The sequence below is a fragment of the Bacillus sp. CCB-MMP212 genome, from assembly GCF_022748145.1.
GTDB classification, from domain to species: domain Bacteria; phylum Bacillota; class Bacilli; order Bacillales; family Bacillaceae_G; genus Bacillus_A; species Bacillus_A cereus.
In genome coordinates this window covers 789,896-814,119 of the sequence record NZ_JALDQE010000001.1, presented here as the reverse complement: position 1 = coordinate 814,119, position 24,224 = coordinate 789,896, and the positions used below count along the sequence as shown (strand labels likewise).

Sequence of the window (24,224 nt, the reverse complement as noted above, 5' to 3'; positions counted from 1 at the left end):
TATGGAAAATAATATGAAAGTATCGATGGGATGGATTATTCTTCTAATATTATTTGTTATGTTAAGTAAATACAATTTATATATTGGATTTTCATTGAAGATATATATGATTTTTTTAGTCATATATTTTTGTTTAACAATTAAAAACTTTCATATTCAAAAGTTATATTTTCATGAAGTTGTATTTTTACTGTTTTATTTCATTTATTGTTTAAGTGGAATTCTTTCTATGTATTTAAATGCTAGTATTCGTATGATTTTTGGCGTGCTACTCGTTTTAGGATGCTATTTTATAATGAGGAATTTATTGGGGAATACTGAAATAGTGGTACTTGAATCATCTATTGCTTATGTAGGAGTAGTATTTAATGTTGTAAGTCTAATACTCTATATAATCGGTTTACAATATTTTAGTTTATACGGTGGAGAAGAGAGAGAAATTTTTGCTGGGTTATTAGTGGATAGAGGATATCCACGGTTAATTGGATTGCTAGATGATCCTAACATTTTTATTTTCTATAATACAATATTTTTTATGTACTATATGACGAATTTACAAAATATCACTAACATCCTAGGGTTAATTTTATGTGTTACGACGAGTCTATTAACCTTTTCAAGGGGTGGTATATTAGCGCTTGTGCTTGTCGTTTTTGTATATATATGTATGTCTAGTTTCGCCAAAAAAATAAAAATAATTATGAGTTTAGTATTGTTTAGTGTAGTTATTTTTAGTTTATCGAACAGTGTAATGGGGGGCCAATTAGATGACATATTAAATAAACGAATTTCTGATTTTTCCCATGATAATGGAAGTGGTAGATTTACATTATGGGAAGCTGCTTTTAAATATTATTTATCTAATCCATATATTGGAATTGGTGCTTTTAACTTTTCGAATTATTATGAGTATCAATTTAATGAAAAATTATATGTACACAATACATTTTTAGAAATTTTGTCTGAATCGGGTACAATTGGTTTTCTTCTATATAGCGCGTTTTTATTCATATTAATGTTCAAGTTAGCGCAGCATACTTTGTTTCGTGAAAAACCATATCTTCTATTGACTATGATTGCATTTTTATTTCAGATGATGTCATTGTCACTCATTATTAACGAAGCGTTCTTTTTATTTTTAGCAGTTGTTGTGAAGTATATTTCAATATATGAAGGAAGGGGAAAGATAGATGGTAAAATGTCTATCAGTACATAACGAGCCGCCTTATGTTTCTGTAATAACACCTTCTTATAATAGTATACGATTTATAGGTGAGACAATTTCATCTGTACAGAATCAATCGTATGAAAACTGGGAAATGATTATCGTTGATGACTGTTCAACCGACCAATCTGCCGCAAAAATTAAAGAGATAATAGAAGGAGACTCACGAATTAGGTTATTATCATTAAAAGAAAATGTCGGTGCTGCTAAAGCTCGGAATTTAGCGATCAAAGAGGCAAGAGGAAGGTACATTGCCTTTTTAGATAGTGATGATATATGGTTGCCACATAAATTGAAGACACAATTGTTATTTATGGAAGAAATGAATATTGCTTTTTCATATGCGTCGTATAGTTTAATTGATGAAAATGGTAATGAATTAAATCGCGAAGTGAGTGTACCAAAATCTGTTGACTATCATTATTTAGTAGGAAATACAATTATCGGGTGTTTAACAGTGATGATAGATCGTGAAAAAATTCCGTATGTCGAAATGCCTAGTATACAGCCGGAAGATACAGCGTTATGGTTGAACTTATTACATGAAGGGTATGAAGCAAAAGGGATACAGCAAGTGTTAGCAAAATATAGAATTGTTACAAATTCTGTTTCTAGAAATAAAATTAGAGCAGCTTTCCGGTATTGGAAATTGTTAAGGGAACAAGAACGATTGAATTCGGTGCAAATTTTTTACTATTTTAGTAAGTATGCTTATCATGCTTATAAAAAAAATAAAATTAATGTAGTTGGGAAGACGCAATTATGAATATACTGTTGATGACAGATAAATTGATAACTGGCGGAGCCGAGAGCTATTTCTGTAAATTGGAAAGTAATTTGCATTATGATGATTTTAAGATTTATACAGCTGCAGGTGATGGAGAACTATATGAATCTCTTACTAGAAAAGAAAATTTTATATTAATTAGTCGATGGAATCATTTGAGAAATATTTATTATTTACGAAACGAAATTTGTAAACGAAAGATAGAACTTATTCATGCAAATAGTTTGCGAATGGTATTATATGCTTTTCTACTTCAAAAGTTTATTAAAAAAAAGATAAAGATTGTTTATACGAAACATAATGTAACGATATTAGAAAAGAAAATGCCAACTCTTTTTCGTTATTTCATGAATAAATATGTGAACAATATTATTACAGTAAGTGAGTTTGAAAAGAATAATTTAATTTCAATTCATGTAGCAGAAGAAAAAATAAATACAATTTATAATGGTGTCGATATCGAAAAGTTTTTATTCCAGCAGAAAAAGAAAGAATCTACATATAAAATAGGGATATTAGCTAGATTATCCAAAGAGAAAAACCATCAACTATTTGTCAAAATTGCAAATGTGTTGAAAAAGAGAAATGATTTTATGTTTTATATTGCTGGTGATGGACCAGAGAAAGAATCGATTATGAAAGAAATAGAAAAATATGGATTACAACAGAGTGTAAAGATGTTAGGAAATATTTCAGAACCACATGAGTTTATAGGGAATATGGATGCCTTGCTTTTATTATCTTTTCGTGAAGTGTTTCCAATGGTAGTAATTGAAGCGATGGCTACAGGGACACCAATTGTTTCAATAGATGTTGGTGGAATACATGAAGCAGTAATAGATGGAGAATCAGGTGTTTTGATATCTGAATATTGCGAATCGGAATTTGCAAATGCACTTGAAGAACTACAAGGGAATGAAGAAAAGGTAAATGATATTAGATTGAAAGCACGAGAGAAAGCAGTGAGGTATTTCTCGTTAACTAAAATGATAGAAGAAACGAAAAATATATATGAATTAAACAAATGACCGGGTAGGTCGTTTGTTTTTTTTATTATAGAAACTTTTAAGAGAGAACTCACATATTATATGAAAAAGGTAATATGAGGAGTGAATTTATTTTGTCAGAATATATTTCTTCCCAAGAAGATTGTGCACCAAAAGGTAGCGTTCACATTGATTGTTTTGGCGCAGTTCCAAACTCGGGAAATGATAGCTCATTAGCAATTCAGCAAGCTATTGATTATTGTGTAGCGAATCGAATTTCGACGGTTAGAATTACAGGGGTAAATACGTACAAAATTGTAAAGCCGATTGTTATTAAATCAAACGTAAGATTAGAGTTAGATCCTACCGTAACGCTGCAAATTGATGGGGATTTTAATGCATTTGAGCTACAAAGTAACGCTTCGATAGTTGGTGGTACTATTCAAGTTATAAATTCATTGTTTCAATCTGCTGTTATTTATGTTTCTGGTTCACAACAAATCGAAGTACCTAATCAATCTGTTATATCAAATATAAATATAATAAATACAACTCCATCGTATAAAGGAAAAGCTATACATTTTTATTGTCAAAAGGCATGGGATTATATTAGTTTCTTTCAAGTTAAATTTATTCAAATTAAAAACTTTCAAACTGCAATATATTTGAAAACAGAGTATATAGATGATATCAATACACCTTGCTGGATTAACGCCAATGTATTTCAATCAATATTTATTGATGGATGTGTGTATGGGATTGAAGTAGATGGAAATAGTGATTTGCCAAATGAAAGTTCAGGAAATACGTTTCATAATATTCAAGTGCAATGTAGACAACAAACGAAAAAAGCAATTCGTTGCTCAGGTGCGTATAATACATTTGATTGTATGATTTGGGATACGTACCGGATGAGTAGTGAACAAATTGTCATTGAATTTTCTTCTAATTCGCATCGTAACTACCTTTTTTCAAATTTACTTTCTACAACTATTGTAGATAAAGGACAATACAATGTTTGTAAGTCTACCTATGAAGAATCTCTTCGAATTCAGTTACCGATTACGTTAAATAAACCACATTTAATAGGGAATCAAGATGATATTTTAGTAAATGCTCAGCAGAAGTATACGATTAAGCAAGTAAGTGGGAAAGTGCCTTACGGGGGGAATCTCGCAAATTGCTTTAATTTAATAGATGAACAAAGTGTAAACTATATTGACGTTCCAGATAGTAATCCAGTTGTAATTGAACTGGATTTTACGAAAAAACCAATACAAATGTTAAATTGTTTTGGAATGTATTTTGGGTGGGGAGAGAGCCCAAAGAAAATTAAAATTGAATATGCATTAAGCGCAACTGGAAGTTGGGTTATCGCGTTGGATGTTCCATTAAATGTTGGCGATACAATTATATCGAATATGAAGGCGAGTCAGTTATATAAAGTTAGAATTACATTAAGTGGGTATTCTCAAGATCATAAGCGTTTTCGAATTAATCGTATTTTTGCAAGGTCTTCTATGGAAAATGGGAACGCTTGGTTAGCGACAACGGGTGGAAGAATGTTTGGAGATATTGAAATAGAGGCAAGTAAAGGTATAATCATGAAGACTGCTAGTGGAGTGAAATGGAAAGTTACTATTAATGAAACTGGCCAACTTATTACGACTAAGATAACTTGAGATGTTGTTTAATTGTATATCCTTGGACGAGTTACAACGTAGTGGGATATAGGTAATGAAAAAGAGATTGTAATTTGGTTTCAACCAAACTACAATCTCTTTTTTGTTTCAATTACTTCCACCAAATCCAAGTCCAAAGGTAATTTCGTACATTTCGAGGAGTAATGCGAATGAAGCGTTCACCGTCAAAGAAGCAATTTAAATTTGGAAGTGTTTCATCTGGATTTTCTGGAACAAAGGTGACGATGTTTTCGTTACTTGTAACGGTTACTGTAATTGGTGGATCGGTAGGCGAGACTTGAAGTTGAAACGAAATATTGGCCGTATTTTTAAATTGATTATTAACAGGTGGACTTATTACTTGTACTGTGAATAACACGATAATTGTTTCGTTTGGCTCTAAATTAGTGGCAACTAGGAAACCGATATTCGGATTCGCTAGTGGAGAGCGTTCACCGTTAATAAAGACAGTGCCGTTTATAAATTGTAAACCTGCTGGAATGGTATCTTGTAAAGAAATATTTGAGAGTGAAATTTCGGAAGTATTTGTAATACGCACCGTGTAATCAAAATATTGATTTAAATAAGCTGAGCTGACGGAAGCATTTTTCGTGACTGTTGTAGTTATAAATTGAACTGGTATACGAACGATATTTGAATTAACAATGAAAGTAATAATTGGATCCTGTGGTGTCAATTGAAAGGCAGCGGTAACTGTTGCAGAATTTATAATTGTACTATTTGAAGGAATAGAAGTTACGAGAACTTGGAATGTTATAGTTGCTACTGAATCTGCAGGTAAAGAGCCGATATTAATACCAGTGTCTGGACGAACATTTGGAACGGGAGTACCGTTAATTGTTACGCTGTTTTCTATAAATGTTGTACCAACTGGAATTGTGTCTATAACAGAAGTACTGATTGTCGGAATTGGGGAGTGATTAAATACCGCTAATGTGAATGTAATGATATCTCCTATAACGACAATAGATTTGTCAGTTGTTTTTTCAATACGAACCATCGGATCAATGACTGTCGTTGTAACGGTATTTGTTTGCTTTGTAATTTTAATAGGTGGTTTTGTTGGATCAATGATAACGGTATAGGAAACAGAAGCATCGTTATTAATTGTAGGTTGAAGAGTAGAAGAAGATATTGTCACTTGGAACGTAATAATAACAGAGTCATTAGGAGCAAGATTTCCTAACGTAATACCATTTTCAGGATTCTCATTAGGCTGATTGATTCCGTTAATCGTAACACTACCAGCAACAAAAGTCGTATCTATTGGTACGGTGTCTATAGCAAGAAGGTCTTCAATCGTTACATTACCGCTATTCATAATCGTAATTGTATACGTTAAAGTTTGAGCAGGTAAGGCATTCGTTACATCAACAGATTTTATGGCAATGACATTATCATTTTGGACAGTAGTTGTGACGGTATTTGTTGTAGTCGTATTTGTAACGGGTACGTTATTTGGGTTGACTATATAGTTAAAAGTAGTAATTGCGTTGTTGTTTAGTTCATTTGGTGTTGGAATAGAAGTCACAGTTACTTGGAATGAAACGATAGCATCTCCACCAATAGTTATAGTACCAATTGGTATGCCGCTTACTGGATTCGCTCCTGGAAGAGTTTCTCCGTTTACAATGACGCTATTTTCTATAAACGTAGTACCTTGAGGAATAATATCTTGAATGATTACATCATTTACTGCAACATTACCGGTTTGATTTAGTGTAATCGTATACGTTAACGTATCACCAACCGTTGCAAATGCAAGATCAACAGCTTTATTACTATTCAAATTCGCGTGATTAATTTCTGTTAAAGCAGCTGATGAAATAATAGTTTCGGTAATAGGTGGTCGATCTGGTACCGTGTATTGGTATTCAACTGTACTCGTGTTAGAGATTGGATTTGTTTGTGGAATCGAAGTAACCCGTACTTGGAATAGAATAGTTGCTGTCGTATTAGGCGGAATGTTATCAATTTGTATACCGTTAAGAGGGTTGTCATTTGGCCGAGCATTGCCGTTCACGATAACACTATTCTCTATAAAGCTCGTATTTGCTGGGATGATATCTGTAACAATAATGTTTTCGACTTGTATATTTCCGTTATTTATGATGGAAATTGTATAAGGGATGATAGTTTGTAAGTCAGCATATTGGATAGGCGTTGTTTTTGTCGCAATTACATTAGCAGAAATAACTTCAGTGGAGGTAATATTGCTAGTCGATATTTGTTCTTCCACGTTTATTGTATAACGAGAAGTTGATTGATTTTGAATATGACCGCTAGTTGGGAGAGCTACGACGGTAACAGAAAATGTGACTGGGATAGAAATATTAGGAGCAATCGTTCCTACAAGTATACCTGCACCTGGATTGGCGTTAAGCTGAGGAATGTTATTTACTAAAACGCTACCGTCAATAAAAGTTGTTCCATCAGGTATATTGTCTGTAAATACAACAGCAGTGGCATCCGTATTCCCTGTATTCGTTAAAGTTGTTGTATAAGTTAAAATGTCACCAATTGTTACAGAGGTCAAATCAACAGTTTTAAGTGAAACGATATCAGCATCATTAATTTGAACGAAAGTAGTATTGGAAGTAGTAGATTTTTGAATTGGTGCAAAGTCAGGATTGAAAATAAAGTCGTAGACGATGTTTGCAGTATTAGGTACTGGATTTACAACAGGTAAATTCGTAACGGAAACTTGGAATATTATTGTAGCTATTTGACCTGCTGCGACATTAGGAATGGAAAAGCCGATATTCGGATCTGCTGCAGGAAGTACAGTATTGTTAACTATTACACTTCCTGGAATAAATACTGTTCCATCCGCTATAGTATCTGTAAAAAATATGGAGTTAGTTGTAGTCGATCCATTATTTTGAATGAATACTGTATATTCAATGGTTTCATCAATGTTAGCTAATACAGTATTGGCGGATTTTGTAGCAATAAGAATAGCATCAATAAATTGTATATTTGTAGCATTGGAAGAGGTCGTTTCTGAAATTGGTGGTGTGCTTGGGTCTGGTCGATACTCATAGTGAATGACAGCGATATTATTAATGTTATTTTGTGGCGGTATAGAGACTACGCTTACTTGGAACGTAACGATAATCGTATTATTTGGAAGAACTATATCAAGATTGATACCGGTAATTGGATTTTCGTTAGGTCTTGGTACGCCATCTACAAGAATGCTATTTGGAACGAATGTGGTGCCAGCAGCAATTGCGTCAAGTAGTAGAGTATTTGTAATAGGTATTGTACCGGCGTTTGTAACTGCGACTGTATATGTGATGATTTGACCGATACGTGTAATGGATCTGTTAGCGGATTTAATTGCACTAACATTTGCCGTTCGCACTTCAGTATTTACTGCATTTGATAACGATCTACGCTGAATAATTGGAGAACTAGGGTCAATTTGGTATTCGTACGAAGTGTCTGAAATATTAATGACTGTATTGCCCTCTGGTATATTTGTAAGTTGTACTTGGAATGAAATAGTGACTGTTTCATTTGGTTGTATCGTGCCGAGAGTTACTCCGTTTTCAGGATTCACGCCAGGCTGAATTACATTATTTATTGCTAAGCTATCTTCAATGAATATAGTACCTTCTGGAATGTTATCAATGAACACGATATTGTTAGCCGGAACGGTTCCTATATTTTGAAGTGTATTTGTGTAGGTAATCATTTGCCCGATTGATACGAAATTTACATCCGCACTTTTAACAGAAATAATATTTGCATTTTGAAGTGATGTTGTAACAATGTTAGAATTTGCAGAGCGATTTACTGGTGGGGCTGTAGGAATACTTACATATTGGTAAGTTGCTGAAGATTGATTTACAATTTCAGTTTCATTCGGTGGATTATTTGTTTGCACTTGAAATAGTATCGTTTTGGAACTGTTTGCTGGAATTGTTCCAATTGGTATTCCGTTTTCAGGATTTACACCTGGCTGAAGGACACCGTTAATTGTGACACTATCGGGAACGAATGTAGTCCCAGTTGGAATAGAATCTGTGAAATTAATATTTATTGCGTCAACATTACCGATATTTTTCACTTCAGAAATATAAAGTATAGTTCCACCGATATCTACAGTTGTTGGATTGGATGTTTTTGTAATTGTCAATTGTGCTTGCACGAAATTTGTAATGACGATATTACTAGTAGATGTTTCACTAATAGGCGGTTTCCCTGGGTCTGGTTGGATTGTATATGTTGTATTGGATTGATTTGTAATCGATTCTTGCGAGAATGAATCGTTAATAAGAATTTGGAACGAAATAAGATGAGTAGCGTTTGCTACTAGGGTAGGCAAAGTAACACCTACATTTGGATTGGCACCAAGTATAGTTGTTCCGTTAAGTGTAAAACTATTTTCTACGAATGTAGTATTTTGGGGAATAGTATCTGAAAATATGAGATTAGTAGCTGGAATATTTCCGGTATTTTCTAGTGTTATCGTATAAGTCAAAATATCACCTGTTGTTGCTTGTTGTGCATTGACTCCTTTTAAAGAAAGGATAGTCGCATCTGAAATTTGTGTGAAAGCGGGATTAGACGTAATTGTTCGAGAGATGATAGGAGCAGTTGGATCGGCGATAAAAGTGTAGTCAATACGGGCTGTATTAGAAATTGGGTTCACGCTTGGAATAGATTGAACGATAACCTGGAATGTTACAGTGACGATTTCTGACGGTGTGATGGAGTTTAATGGTATTCCTACGTTAGGATCAGCATCTGGAACGGAAACGCTATTAATAGTTACACTATTCGGAATAAAGGTAGTTCCTTCGGGGACCAAATCTGTTAAAGTAACTGTGTTTGCAGTAGTATTTCCGTTATTTTGAACGACTACTGTGTAAGTGATTGTACCGTCAGTAGATTGTACGAGAGAATCTGTACTTTTAATTACGGATAACGATGCATCAACAACAGCTGTATTAACCGTATTAGACGAGGATGTTGCTGTAACAGGAGGTTGACTTGGATTGACAATATACGTGTAACTTGTAAGTGCTTGATTTATAATCGCTCCTTGCGGTGGAATAGAACTTGCAAGAAATTGGAACGTAATAGTAGCGGAATCACCTGGTGCGATAATACCAACTGGAATACCGAGAGTTGGACTTGCATCTGGAAGTGAAATCCCGTTGAGCGTAACACTATTTGGAACAAATAATGCTCCTTCAGGAACTCCGTTAATGAGTAATACAGAGTTTGCAGGGAAGTTTCCAGTATTCGTTAATGTTGCTGTATACGTAATTACATCCCCGATAGATATAATTGAACGATTTGCTTGTAAAACAGTTGTAACAGTCGCGTTATTAATTTGTGTTGAAGCGCTATTAGAATTTATCGTGCCTGTAACAGGAGGAGAGGCCGGATCAACGATGAATGCGTATTGAATAGATGCTACGTTTGTAATCGGATTTGAAGGTGGAGTTGATGTAACTATGACTTGGAAAGTAACGGTTAAGGAACTACCTGCGCTAACTGTTCCGATATTCACTCCGTTATTTGGATTTGCACCTGGAAGGGTATTTCCATTTACAGCAAAACTATTTTCAACAAAGATTGTTCCTGCTGGAACTGGGTCTGAGAAATTTACATTCGTAGCGTTTGTATTGCCGTTATTTTGAATCGAAACTGTATAAGTGATCGTATCTCCAATATTTGCAAAGGCTGTATTAGCAGTTTTTACAGCTGAAAGTATTGCTGTATTAATAGAGGTAACGAAGACGTTCGTTTCCACATTGCCAGGTTGAGCCTGTAATGCATTGCCTACGTTATATTGGAAGTTAACAAATCCTAAGTTTTGGAGTTCAGGTGTGAGCGTTGTTGGATTGCTTACAATTTGAACTTGGAATACGATTGTTACGATTTGATTTGGAGTTATTGTATTTATGCCAACGCCGTCAATGATAGAAGCGGATGGTAATGGAGTTCCATCAACAACAACTGATCCTACAACAAATTGTGTCCACGATGGTATAGGGTCTGAGAATACAACATTGTTAGCTGGAATATTTCCTGTGTTCGTAATCGTTGTTGTATACGTAATCGTATCACCGATCGTTGCAAATGTTTTATCTCCTATTTTAGTAGTGTTTAAAATTGCACTTTCAATTTGTGTTGAAACGCTATTAGAAGCAATGTTTTTTGAAACTGGAGGATTAGCTGGATTAACGATATGCTGGAAGCTAACGCTAGCTTGATTAGTAATTGGATTTATAGGTGGAATTTCATTGGCATTAATGTGAAATGCTACGATTACAGACTGGTTTGGCGCAATATCACCAATTGGAACGCCTGTAATGATATTTGCATTTGGGATGCTAGTTCCGTTCAGTGTAAAACTATTCGGTTCAAATGAAGTTCCGTCTGGAATAAGGTCGGTAAAAATAACATTTGTTGCACTAACATTGCCGCTATTTGTAATTGTAACGGTGTAGGTAATATCCTGCCCGATATCTACCGTAGATACATTTGAATTTTTTTGTGCAGTAAGGATAGCGCTATTAATTTGTGTTGTCGTTGTATTAGATTGATTGGAAGTTGTAATAGGTGGCTGGCTAGAATCAACGACATAATGATATGTGGTAGAAGCAGAGTTAGAAATGGGATTAAGTGTTGGAAGTGTAATAACAGTTGCTTGGAATGTAACGATTGCCGTATTACCACCATTAATGGAACCAATATTTACACCAGTTGATAAATCGGCGTTTGGAATGGTTTGCCCATTAGCTGTGAAACTATTTGGAACGAAACTTAAATTGCTATCAAGAATATCGATAATAGTTACATCAGTTGCGGTCACATTCCCGGTATTAGGGAGGTTAAGTGTAAATGTTATTGTATTACCAACATCCGCAAAAGTAAGGTCTGCTGTTTTTGTGCTAATAATAGTTGCATTGTTTATTTGAAGGAGTGTAGTGTTGGAAGTAGCTGCACTTGAAACGGGAGGATTAACAGGATCAACAGTAAATTCATACGTCGTTGATGCTGTATTTGGTGCTGGGTTACTAGGGGGAATATTGTTTACTGTAACTTGAAAGACGATACTATATATTTCATTTGGTGGAAGTGTTGCAAGTAATACACCCGTATTTGGATCCGCGTTAGGTTGTAAAACGCCATCGACCGTTAATGTGTTAGGAACAAATGTGAGTCCACTTGGTAATGCATCTGTGAATACAATATTAGTTGCATCGGTATTGCCTACATTGGTAATAGAAGTAGTATAAAAAGCAGTTTGCCCGATATCTGCAAAGGATACACTTTCATTTTTCGTCATAGATAATATTGCTTCTTTAATTTGTGTTGAAACAGGATTACTAATTGAAGTTTCTGCATCAGGTGGTGAGACTAATTGGTACGATGTTGATGAGAAATTTACAATTGGGTTTTGGGTTGGTAATGACGTCACATTTACTTGGAATGAAACAGTTACTGTAGCCCCAGCTGTTATCGGCCCAATATTTACACCGTTTGTTGGATCTGCACCACTTTGAGGAATTCCATTAATAGAAAATGAATTTGTAATAAATGTCGTTCCGCTCGACATAGCATCTGTGAAAATAACATTTTGTGCGGAGGAATTTCCATTGTTTGTTAAAGTGACAGTATAAGTGAGTGTATCTCCGATGTGGCTAAAAGCTTTATCAACTTGTTTCGATGAAAGAATGGTAGCAGTATTAATTGTAGTAAACGTTGTGTTTGAAGTAACATTTCTTGAAACAATCGGTGCATTTGGATCAGCGATAAATGTGTAAGAAGCAGTAGCGGAATTGGCAATAGGATTTTGAACAGGGGTAGAAGTAGCGGTCACTTGAAATGCTATAGATATTGAGCTGTTAGGGGCAATTGATCCAATCGTTATGCCTGTATTAGGATTCAATCCAATTTGTGTGATTCCATTTATTGTAACGCTGTCAGTAATAAATGTTGTGCCATCTGGTATAAGATCAGTGAAAGTAATATTCGTTGCATTTGTATTGCCGTTATTCGTTAAAATTGTCGTATAGGTAATAGTATCGCCTAGTGTTACAAGTGTTTGATCGACCGATTTTATCATCGTTATCATAGCATCTAGTACCGGGTTTGTAACGATATTCGTGGAAGTAGAAGTAGTAGCAGGAGTTCCGTTTGGATCAACAGTATAAGAATATAAAATTGTATCGTTACCCATAATTGAACTTGAAGGAGGAACAGAAATAACATTTACTTGGAAGGTAACAGTTACTGTTTCACCAGGCGCGATATTTGGTATATTTACTCCGAGTGCTGGCTGTGCACCAAGCTGTTGGATGCCATTTACTGTGACGGAATCTGGTATAAAAGTAGTACTAGGAGGAATTGCACTTGTAAAAGTTATATTTGTAGCTGGTGTATTTCCTGTATTTGTAATAGTTGTTGTATACGTAAGTGTATCCCCGACGGAAATAATAGATTTATCCACACTTTTTTGGGTTGTTAATATCGCACTGTTAATAGTTGTCGAAACCGTATTAGATACATTCGTTTGTGATACGGCAGGTTGGCTAGGGTCGACCACATGTGAAAATTGTACAGAACTAGAATTAGAAATTGGATTTATACTTGGAATGTTTGTAACAAGTACGTTGAGGGTAATAACGGCCGTTCCATTTGGGTTTATATTTCCAATCTGAATCCCGTTAGCTGGATTTCCGATTTGCTGTGTACCAGAATCGTTTGTAAGAGTGCCAGATATGAATGTCGTTCCGTCAGGTAAAATATCTGTGAAAATTATATTTTGTGAAGTGACATTTCCAGGGTTATTTAATGTAATCGTATAAGAAATTGTATCGCCAATTGTTGCGAAAGTTTTATCTACAGATTTGATTGCCACAATTTCCCCAGAATTTATTTGTGTCGAAACGGGATTAGATGTCGTATTTCTTGAAACGAGTGGTAAATTAGGTCCTGTCATAAATTGATAATCAATGGAAGCTCTGTTTACAACTGGTGAGTTTGGCCCCCCAGGTCCAATTGTGAAAATTGGATTTGGAATGCTAACTACTTGCACACGGAAGGTAACGTTTGTAAAATCTCCTGCAATAATATCCCCAATTGGTATCCCATTCGCGGGATTTACCCCAGGTAATAAAACCCCGCCTACTCGAACGCTATCCTCTATAAACACTGTATTATTTGGAATTGGATCTGTAAAAATGATATTCGTAGCAGTTGTGTTTCCTATATTCTCCAATAAAACAGTATACGTTAAAAATGAATTTCCAGGTGCTACGTCAGAAAATAGTCGATCCACACTTTTCGTTGCTTGAATAATCGCTTCGTTAATTTGAACTAAAGTTGGATTACTTGTAGCTGTTTCTGTCACCGGCGGCTGGGTAGGATCAACAATGATCGAGTATGTCGTGCTAGACTGGTTCAAAGTTGGATTTGTAACTGGTATTGAGCCAACGATAGCTTGAAAGCTAATTGTTGTCGTTCCTCCAACTGGAATTGAGTCTAAAGAAATCCCGCTATCTGGTCTAAATCCAAGTTGTGGGATGGTATTAATTTGTACGCTATCAGGAACGAATGAAAGTTCAGGTGGTAATATATCGATAAAAACAGGTGTGTTTGCGGTAGTATTTCCGCTATTGGTGAGGGTAGTTGTATACGTAATTGTATCTCCAACAGCAGCAAAAGCACTGCTTGCAGTTTTTGTTGCGATAACAGAAGCAGTATTTACTTGTGTAAAGGTTTTATTAGATTGAACTGTTCGTGAAACTGGCGGTTCATTTATATCTACAATAAAGCTATATTGAAGCGATGATTTATTCGGGATTGGATTAGGGTTTGGAAGTGTTGTAATGTTTACTTGAAAACTGAGTGTAGCAGATGCATTTGAATTCAAGTTACCAATATTGATACCGTTTTGTGGATTTGCATTCGGAACGGTTACACCATTTATCTTAAAGCTATTTGGGATAAAGGTAGTACCGTTTGGAATTGTATCAGTAAAAATAATGTTGTTCGCAGTAGTATTTCCGTTGTTTGTAACAGCTGAAGTGAATGTAATTGTATCACCAATTGTAGCGAAAGTTGTACTAGCGCTTTTATTTATTACTAAAGTAGCGTCAATAATTGGTGTAACTGTTGTATTTGTTACGGTGCTACCAACAGCAGGAGATTGGTTTGGGTTCACGGTATATTCATAATTTACAAGAGCATTATTTGTTAATGTGCCACTAGGTGGTATCGCTAAAATTTGTGCTTGAAAAGTAATGAATACAGTATCTCCTGGCGAAATATCTGCCAAGTGAACACCAAGTGATGGATCTAATCCTGGTTGTGGAACATTATTGATAGTTACGGAGTTTTGGATAAATGAAGCTCCTGCGCCAAGCCCATCTGTTAAAACAGTTGCACTAGCAGGGATATTACCTGTATTTGTTACTGCAATCGTATAGGTAACAATATCACCAATTGCAGCTGTCGGTGTATTCACAGACTTAGTAGCGACAATATTAGCGTTATTAATTTGAGTTGTTATTACGTTACTTAACGTATTGGCGGATGCTGGAGGTAAGTTAGGATCTACGACATACTGGTACGTTGTATTGCTTTGGTTCGGGATTGGATTTGGGTTCGGGATAGAATTTACTTGTACTTGGAATGAGATGATTGTATTTGCATTCGAATTTATTGGGTCGATTGCAATTCCGCTTGCTGGATTGACATTAGGCAGTGTATTCCCGTTTACAGTAACACTATTAGGAATGAACGATGTCCCGTTTGGAATTACATCTGTAAATATTACATTTGATGCAAGTGTGTTCCCGTTATTCGTTAAAGTAGTTGTGTACGTAATAATATCATTTACGTTAGCAAACTGTTTATCTGCCGATTTAGTAGCGGCAATTGAGGCGTTATTAATAGTTGTCTGTACAGTGTTAGAAGCAACCATCTGCATTACAGCTGGTTTGGATGGATCATACGTATATTGGAATGTTGTGCCTGATTGATTTGTAATTGGGTTTACAGCAGGGATAGTTGGTACAAAAACTTGGAATGCAACAGTGCGTGATGAATTCGCTCCTATCGTACCAATCGAAATGCCGTTAGCAGGATTTGCATTAGCTATAGGGACATTATTAATCGTTACAGTATTAGGAATGAAGAGGGTACCCGCTGGAATGATATCTGTAAATGTTACATTAGCAGCAGGGATATTCCCGTTATTCGTTAAAATAGTCGCATATAGTATGACATCACCGACATCAGCGAAGTTCGTACTCGTTAGTTTTGTAGCAACGATATTAGCAGTATTAATTTGTGTAGTTACTATATTGCTAGCAGTGTTTCTAACAAGAGCAGGTAAGTTTGGATCAGCGATAAAGCTATATTGAAGTGAAGCGCTGTTTTGAATTGGGTTTGGTGAAGGTAGCCCATTTGCACTTATTTGAAACACAATCGTTGTAAAACCACCCGAAGGAATGGAGCCCACTTGAAGACCGGCACTAGGGTCTGCACCTAGTTGTAAAGCACCACCTATAAAAATACTATTTGGAACGATAGTGGTGCCATTAGGGATTATATCGGTAACAATAACATTATTTGCTGTAGTATTGCCAAGATTAGCTAAAGAAATTGTATATGTGATTGGTTGCCCGACGTCGGCGATAGTTAAATCTACTTCTTTGACAATAACGACATTTGCTAAATTAATTTGTGTACTTACAGTGTTACTTACAGATGTTTCTATAGTTGGTGGATCGCCCGGATTTAAAATAAAGCTATACTGTGTACTAGATGAATTTAATGTTGGATTTTGTGTTGGTAAAGAGGTGACGGTTACTTGATAAGAGACGGTAAGTGAACCGTTAGCAGCAATGGAAGGTAGCGGAACACCTATATTTGGATCTGCGTTATTTTGAAGTACACCATTAATAAGAAAAGTGTTTGGAATAAAGGTAGTACCGTCTGGATTCGTATCTACGAAAGTAGGGCTATCAGCAGAAACACTTCCTGCATTCGTCAAAGTAACAGTATAAGTTAATATATCCCCTACGGTAGCGAACTCTCGATCCACTGTTTTGGCTGAAATGACATTTGCATCGTTTACTTGAGTAAATGTAGTGGTTGAAGTAGTGTTCTTACTTACAGGTGAAGTGTTTGGATCAACGATAAAGTTATAGGAGATGGAAGCGCTATTTGAAATAGGGTTTGGATTTGGAATGCTAGTTATTACTACTTGGAATGAAGCTGTAATTGTAGTATTAGCATTGATGCTACCAATATTGATGCTAGCTGGTGTAACACCTGGCTGAGTAACACTGTTAACTATAACGCTGTTTGGGACAAAGGCGGTCCCATTCGCAATTGAATCAGATAGTAATACATTGTTCGCTGCAACATTTCCATCGTTAGTAAGAGCAAAGGTGTAAGTTAATACATCGCCAACTTCCGCAAACGTTTTATCTACAGATTTATTAACGTGGAGATTTGCTAGTCTAATTGTTGATGTAACAGAATTAGAATTTGCTGTTTTTGAAGTCGGTGGCAAACTTGGATTTACAGTGTAAATATAAGAGGCGAAAGCATTATTAATAATAGGGTTTTGGGCAGTAATGTTAATGACTGTTACTTGAAAGGATAAGGTAAAAGTAGCTCCACCAGGAATTGTGCCGATAGGTAAAGCAACAAGAGAATCTACATTCTGCAAAACTCCGTTTAGTGTTACAGTACCAAGAGTCAATATCGTTCCGTTTGGAAGTGGATCTGTTAGTTGAACGTTATTAGCGGTTGCATTTCCACTGTTTGTAATAAGGATTGTATAACTTATCGTTTCGCCAATTGTGGCAAATTGTTTGTTAGTTGATTTTGTTAATGTTAAATTCGCATTGTTAATTTGGGTGGAAACGAGATTAGAAGAAATGTTTTTTGTAACGGGAGATTGGCTAGGGTTGACGGTATATTGATAAGAAGCGCTTGATCCGTTAGATACGACATTTGACGCGGGTATTGTGTTTACTACTACTTGAAATGCAACAGTTTTTATTGTGCCGCTTGGGATGGATCCAATGTTCACACCGCTAGCGGGATTTGCGCCCACTTGTGTCGTGCCATCTATTGTTAAACTGTTTAGAACGAAAGTTGTTCCAGTAGGAATGACATCCGTAAAAATAACATTGTTCGCATTTGTATTACCTGTACCTGTAAAGGAAACGGTGTACGTTAGTGTATCACCAATATCTGCAAAATTTTTATCTACTGCTTTTGCCATTGTTACAGTAGCGTTATTCACTTGAGTAGATACGATATTGGTCGTATCAGTCCCACTTACTGCAGGTTGATTTGGTACAGGAATGTATTGATATGTTGTTGTACCACTATTTAATATTGGATTTGTTTGGGGGATAGAAGGAACAAATACTTGAAATGAAATAGTAGTAGTAGAATTTGCAGCAATTGATCCAATTGATATACCATTAGCGGGATTTGCGCCAGCTTGAGTAACTCCGTTCACAGTTACACTTCCTGGAATGAAAGTAGTCCCGCTAGGAATCGGATCCGTATATATAACATTTGTTGCAGCAATATTTCCTATATTAGCTAGGGCAATACTGTAAGTTAATGTTTCACCAATATCTGTGAAAAGTTTGTTAACTGATTTTGTTCCATTAATATCTGCCAGGTTAATTTGTGTTCCAGCAGAGTTGCTTGTTGCAAGACCGTTAAAGGTTGTTCCTCCAGCGATAGGTGTATATTGAAATGTAATATTAGCAGTGTTAGAGATAGGATTTTGACTTGGAAGAGAAACGACAGTAGCTTGGAAAGTTACTGTGCGAGAAGTACCATTATTAATTGTTCCAAGAGATATACCAGCTGCAGGATTTGCATTTGTTTGTGGTACGTTATCTACTGTTACAGTGCCGGGTATAAAAGAAGTACCGTTAGGGAGGCTATCTATAAAAATAGCGTTATTGGCAGGAAGAAGCCCGGTGTTAGGGATAGTAACTGTATAAGTGAGAATATCTCCAATTGCAGCAACACTTTTATTTACGCTTTTCGTTGCTTGTATATTTGGGGAGTTTATATTAATTTGTAAGCCGACTGTATTTAACATATATGCATCTCCGTTAGTAGTTAAACGGATTGCGGCGGATACTTGTGAGTTTGTTAAATAAGGAGAAATATCAATAGAAGTAATATCCCAGCCCTGTCTTCCAGCGGAGATGTTTGTACCTGTAGAAGCACTTTGATTTCGCGTTCCAAATGTCCCAGTTGTATCTAAGTTTCCTGCAGCATTATTAACTTGAGAACCGAAGAAATTATTTACAGCATTATTTGGCCCAGATAAAGCATTTAATGAACTGAAATTTGGTCCAAATAAAGCTTGATCCCCTATTAAATCTGCATCTCCTTCAATAGAACTTAAAAATAACCTCCCGCTTACAGGTCCTCCTGAAGGTGTTAAAAATCCAGAAACAGCTACATCTGCACTACCGGTATCAGCAGAAACACGGTTACCCGCTACATAAATGGTTAAGTTTCTTGCTGGCAATGTCCCGTTTTGATAAGCGACGATAAGCGTCCATCCAGCCGAATTAATTGTTCCATTAGAAGCATCTATAGGATCTACAAGTCCAGGAACCGCGCCTGTAGTATAGGAACCAGAACCTCCAGCTTGAATAAGGGTTGTTACGTCTGCTGAACGAGTGTAAAAGCCAAATGTAATAGAGTTTGAAACGAATGTTTGGTTTGAAGCCGTAACAGCTGAAGGAGTAATCGAGTATGTTGAAACAGGTGTTGTAAAAGAAACTGGGTTTCCTAATACACTCGTAATGTTTTGATCACGAGATAAATAGTTTCCACCCCAAACGAGTTCTGCGTAAAGAATAGTACTACCAGCAGGGATATTTAAAATAGCGGTAGAACTATTTTGTGTATAGTTTAACGTTGTACCAGCAGGAAAAGTAGGTACTTGTAAAGCAGTATTCGTAGTTGCGAATGCACCAATTGCCCCGATTGTACCAGCACGGTTTTGATTACTAATTTTACTTAAGCCTAAAGTATTTCCAGTAATAGCGAGTGCGCCGTTAGTGGTGGTAGAAAATCGATTCGTAATGGGCATGTTGTCACCTCATTTACAATATAGTCTTGGTCAAAATAACATATGTATGTGACAAATGAATGGAAACATGTACAAGTTGATTTAGTAATAATGATTTAAATGTCTAGATAAGGGGATGGAGTATGATTGAATTGGAAATTAGGGTGGAGCATCTTAGTAAAGAACAAATAGGCGATATTGTAGCATTATCTTCTTATATTGGCTGGGATTATAACGGAGAAGAAATTGATACAGTTTTTAACTCAGGTATTGTATACGGCGTATGGAATGAGCGAAAGGAACTTATTGCTAGCGCAGCAATAATATTATACGGGGAGGCGTTGGCATCTATCGGAATGGTAATTGTACATCCAGATTATAAGGGAAGAGGAATTGGAAAGGTGATAACGAATTCATGCATGAGTAGCGTATCAGCTCAAACTCCAATTATGCTTATTGCTACGGATGAAGGGAAGCCCTTATATGAAAAATTAGGATTTAGGGTAGTAAGCTATGTCTCTAAATATATTTGTAACTTGTACAATACGAATCATAAATGTGCAGAAAATGAAGAATGTATGATGGTTTATAAAGAGGGTGATTTAGAAGGAATAATAAAAATAGATGAAGGCGCATTTGGGACAAGCCGAAACGAGTTTTTAAAACAAAGAATTATGCAAAGTGAGCAGTGTGTCGTTGTAAAGGATACGAAAGAAGATGTAGTAGGATACGGTATAAGTATACAAACGTCGGAAAATAAAATAATAGGACCAGTCGTTGCTAAAAATAATGCGATGGCAATGAGAATAGTACATGATTTAGCAAGAGGGCATAATGGAAAATTAAGAATGGATGTACCAGAAGGAAAGAACGATTTTATGAAAGAATTAGAGATTGCTGGTTTTAAAAAGGTGAATACACCACCAATTATGATGAAAAATAGTAATCGGTTATTAAAAAGAAATGGTGAACTATATAGTATTGCAGCGCAAATTTTTGGATAAAAAAAGAATCCTTTTAAATGAAGGATTCTTTTTTTATCCCGCTATTTGCCGGGCAGTAAGACTTCCACCCAAAAAATTCAGCGGAAGCAAAGAAGTTAGGTGGGGGATCAACAAACCACCACTGATTAAAGTTTCACTTTATCCAATTTAATCACGATATTGGTCATGAGTTGGCTGAAAGAGGTCTTCCTCGATATCTCTCACCATAGAAAAATTATCAACGTTATAATGACCGTGTAAAGTTTTATTGTGATGGCCAATAATTTGTTCTGCAGACAATACGTTAGAATCAGTTGTTGAATGCCCGTTTTTAATTAATGTAACGTCAAATCCTTGTACAGTTGCTGTCCTAACGGCAGTGTCAATACAATGTTCTGTTTTACATCCGCCTATAACAATATGATTAATGTTTTCTTCTTTTAAAAGTTCAAGTAAAGAAGTGCCGTAGAATGAATTGGTTGCTGCTTTATTAATAAGGATTGCAGACTGGGGTACTTGAATTTGATTATGTACTTCAAATCCTTCGCCACTACCAGAAGCAACATCGATATCTCTTACGAAAACAATAAGAGCATTTGAATCTATTGCTTTCTGCAGTGCTATATTTAGTGTAGATAATAGCTCGGTTTTACGAAAAACTGCATTTTCTTGCTCATTTCCATCAATTAATTCTTGTTGAGCGTCGATAATTAATAGTGCTTGTTTCATCGTGTCTCCCCTTTAATATGAAATAAGTTCCACTTTACATATTCCTTCAGATTGTTAGAAAATCCTCCATTGTAAGCGAAGTAGAAGATTGATTTACAAAGTTGTCAAAGAAATTTCATTCTCATAGTGTGTAAAAACATGTATGATAGGAGATGGAGAATTTTTGAGTAGGTGGGAATAACATGCAAACAGTAGAAGATTATCTTTCATTCTTACATACGAAAGGATTTAAATTATCAGAGGAAGCGCAAGGGTTTATTATGTTCGGACAAGGATATACTGGTGCGTCTGATGGGATTGTGAACGCAGCAATAGAAGCGACAATTAAACATCAATTGCAGTTTGATGGTAGTTATTTCGTTGCGTTATTAGAACGATTGAAAGAAGAAGAAATTACAGATAAAAAAAGCGCTAAGGCTTTTATGCGGAAGTTACAAGCGTAACTTCACGCAGCCTGCGCTTCTTTTTTTGTTTTGGAAGGTAATTCAACAAAAATCATGCCTAGGAAAATACATAGACATCCGATAATAGCAGAAATAGAAAGTTGTTCATTTGCAACGAGAACGCCTGTTAAGGCAGCAAAAACGGGCTCCATTGCGAAAATAATTGCTACTCTCGTTGGAGAAGTGTGTTTTTGTGCCGATGTTTGAATGAAAAAAGCAATAGATGTTGCAAACAGAGCAGTTAGAAAGAGTGCGAATAAAAAGGATTGATTCGTCCATAGTGATACTGAAAATAACTTTTCCCAATCTTCAAACAAGAAAGCGCAAATAGAAGAAAATATACCAACAGCTAATACTTGAGATGTGCTTAATAATAAAGGTGATATTTTTTTAGAAAAGAAGCCGTTAATAAGAATATGGGCAGCGAAAGCGACTGCACAACCGAGAACAAGTATATCTCCTATATTTAATTGGAAAGAATCAGCAGCTGTTAATAAGTACAAACCTGTTGTAGCTACAGCAATACCAAGTACGATGAAAATGGTAGCTTTTTGTTTTAAAAAGATAAATGATAAGATTGGGACCATAACAATGCTTAGCCCAGTTAAGAAACCTGCTTTTGAAGATGTTGTATAGAGTAAGCCAAATGTTTGCAATAAATAACCGACAAATAAGAAAAAACCAACGATTATCCCTGCCGTGCTACTATGTTTTATATCTTGTTTTGAAGTTTTTTGTGAGAAAATAATTTGAACGAATAATAAAATAATTCCAGCGAATAAAAAGCGAATACCATTAAACGTAAATGGACCAACGAAAGACATAGCGTTTTGAACGACAACAAACGTAGCTCCCCAAATAAAAGAGACAAATAATAAAGCAAGAGGAGCAATCCACTCTTTTTTCACACTCATACCCCCGTTAATTTTGTAAGATAGCTTTTCTAGCTAATTCATCAGCTACTTTATTTTGACTACTTGGAATCCACTTAATAAAAAAGAGATCGAAGTTTTTTATGTACTGCAGCGCTTCATCTAAAAGAGGTGCAAATATTTTATTTTTTGCGTATTCCTTTTCAACAGCCCGTTCGACAAGCTGGGAATCTGTACGAAAAGAGACAGTGCTATAATTATGCTCGATGCAATATTTTAATGCTAGAAGTAAAGCACGGTATTCTGCTTCATGATTGGACATTGTTCCAAGTGGTAATGATAATTGTACAGGCGGCTGAACGCCTTTAATAAACACTCCTGCACCAGAAGGACCAGGATTTCCTTTTGATGCACCATCAATATATACTTCAATCAAAATGAGAAACCTCCAAATTATAAGATTATCCCCTACTTAAATGCTTTTTGAAGTAGGGGATAGAGTAGTTATCCGATTGTGATGCTATAACGACATGTAAATGTTTCATTCGCTTGTAACGATTGAATTCCCTTTTTGTCCTTGAAATCTTTTGCTGGATTTATTTCATCAGCGATTCCATACCAAGGTTCAATACATAAGAAAGGTGCGTTATCCCCTGGTGTCCATACGCCGACAAATGGGAAGCCATCAAATTCTACTTTTACAAATTTATTATGTTTATGAGAACGAATCGAAATTTCATTCGTATTCATATTTTCAAAAATAAGCGCATCATTTTTGAATAAATCATATGTAAGTGGCAATTCAGTTGTATTTTCAGCGATTAATTGCTTTTTGTTTGAAAGATAAGGTCCTTCTAATACGCTTGTTTCTAAGCGTTCCGAACCATTAAACGATAAATGATAATCTGTAAATGATTCACCATCCAATAAAGGGAAGTTGAAGCCAGGATGTGCTCCGATTGAGAAGAACATCTCTTTTGAAGTAGGATTGTTTACTTCATATGTTACATGAACGATTTGTCCATCTAGCTCATAAGAAACGAGTAGTTCGAATTCGTATGGGTATTTTTTTAATGTTTCTTCATTACTAGTAACGATATAAGTGATTTTTGTTTCGCTTTGTTCTTTCACAGAGAAAGTAAGATCACGAGCGAAACCGTGTTGTGTTAATGAATATGATTTACCGTCTACGTAGTATGTATTATCTACTAATCGGCCGACAATTGGGAACAAAATTGGTGCACGGCGTCCCCAATAAGTAGAATCACCTTGCCATAAATATTCTGTGTTGTCTTCTTTTAAGCGAACGCTCTGTAATTCTGCACCTTTGTCAGAAATGGAAACGATCACTTTTTCATTTTGAATTGTTGCTGTCATGAAGTGAAACCTCCTA

11 protein-coding genes are annotated in these 24,224 nt (G+C 35.7%); 6 read left to right on the top strand and 5 right to left on the bottom strand.

Annotated features, from left to right (window positions below):
* Position 1: 1 nt before the first annotated feature.
* The 4 genes from MRP26_RS04045 (at position 2) to MRP26_RS04030 (ending at position 4,680) form a co-directional block, all read left to right on the top strand.
* Positions 2-1,216, top strand: coding sequence for an O-antigen ligase family protein (locus MRP26_RS04045; protein ID WP_000429880.1), 1,215 nt, complete (start codon positions 2-4; stop codon positions 1,214-1,216).
* Positions 1,191-1,991, top strand: a complete 801-nt coding sequence (locus MRP26_RS04040; protein ID WP_242805997.1) for a glycosyltransferase family 2 protein — start codon at positions 1,191-1,193, stop codon at positions 1,989-1,991. The genes MRP26_RS04045 and MRP26_RS04040 overlap by 26 nt, the downstream gene beginning before the upstream one ends.
* Positions 1,988-3,040, top strand: coding sequence for a glycosyltransferase family 4 protein (locus MRP26_RS04035; protein ID WP_242805996.1), 1,053 nt, complete (start codon positions 1,988-1,990; stop codon positions 3,038-3,040). Before MRP26_RS04040 ends, MRP26_RS04035 begins: the two co-directional genes overlap by 4 nt.
* A 92-nt stretch (positions 3,041-3,132) precedes the next feature.
* Positions 3,133-4,680, top strand: coding sequence for a glycoside hydrolase family protein (locus tag MRP26_RS04030; protein ID WP_197242224.1), 1,548 nt, complete (start codon positions 3,133-3,135; stop codon positions 4,678-4,680).
* A gap of 112 nt (positions 4,681-4,792) precedes the next feature.
* Here the strand turns inward: MRP26_RS04030 and MRP26_RS04025 are convergent, their stop codons facing one another.
* A complete protein-coding gene (locus MRP26_RS04025; RefSeq protein WP_242805995.1) occupies positions 4,793-19,825 on the bottom strand; it encodes a DUF11 domain-containing protein in 15,033 nt (5,010 codons plus the stop codon).
* Between the two features lie 122 nt (positions 19,826-19,947).
* Between MRP26_RS04025 and MRP26_RS04020 the strand changes: the two genes are divergently transcribed.
* Entirely contained in the window at positions 19,948-20,808 is an 861-nt protein-coding gene (locus MRP26_RS04020; RefSeq protein ID WP_242805994.1) for a GNAT family N-acetyltransferase, read from the top strand.
* Between the two features lie 147 nt (positions 20,809-20,955).
* Here the strand turns inward: MRP26_RS04020 and MRP26_RS04015 are convergent, their stop codons facing one another.
* Entirely contained in the window at positions 20,956-21,516 is a 561-nt protein-coding gene (locus tag MRP26_RS04015; RefSeq protein WP_000806310.1) for a cysteine hydrolase family protein, read from the bottom strand.
* Positions 21,517-21,698: 182 nt separating this feature from the next.
* Between MRP26_RS04015 and MRP26_RS04010 the strand changes: the two genes are divergently transcribed.
* Entirely contained in the window at positions 21,699-21,959 is a 261-nt protein-coding gene (locus MRP26_RS04010) for a DUF6123 family protein (RefSeq protein WP_001195212.1), read from the top strand.
* A gap of 2 nt (positions 21,960-21,961) precedes the next feature.
* On the opposite strand, the gene MRP26_RS04005 is transcribed toward MRP26_RS04010, so the two are convergent.
* The 3 genes from MRP26_RS04005 to MRP26_RS03995 form a co-directional block, all read right to left on the bottom strand.
* Entirely contained in the window at positions 21,962-22,867 is a 906-nt protein-coding gene (locus MRP26_RS04005) for a DMT family transporter (RefSeq protein WP_000712599.1), read from the bottom strand.
* A gap of 13 nt (positions 22,868-22,880) precedes the next feature.
* A complete protein-coding gene (locus tag MRP26_RS04000) occupies positions 22,881-23,267 on the bottom strand; it encodes a reverse transcriptase-like protein (protein ID WP_000573877.1) in 387 nt (128 codons plus the stop codon).
* A gap of 68 nt (positions 23,268-23,335) precedes the next feature.
* A complete protein-coding gene (locus MRP26_RS03995; RefSeq protein WP_053564860.1) occupies positions 23,336-24,208 on the bottom strand; it encodes an aldose 1-epimerase family protein in 873 nt (290 codons plus the stop codon).
* Between the last annotated feature and the right edge of the window lie 16 nt (positions 24,209-24,224).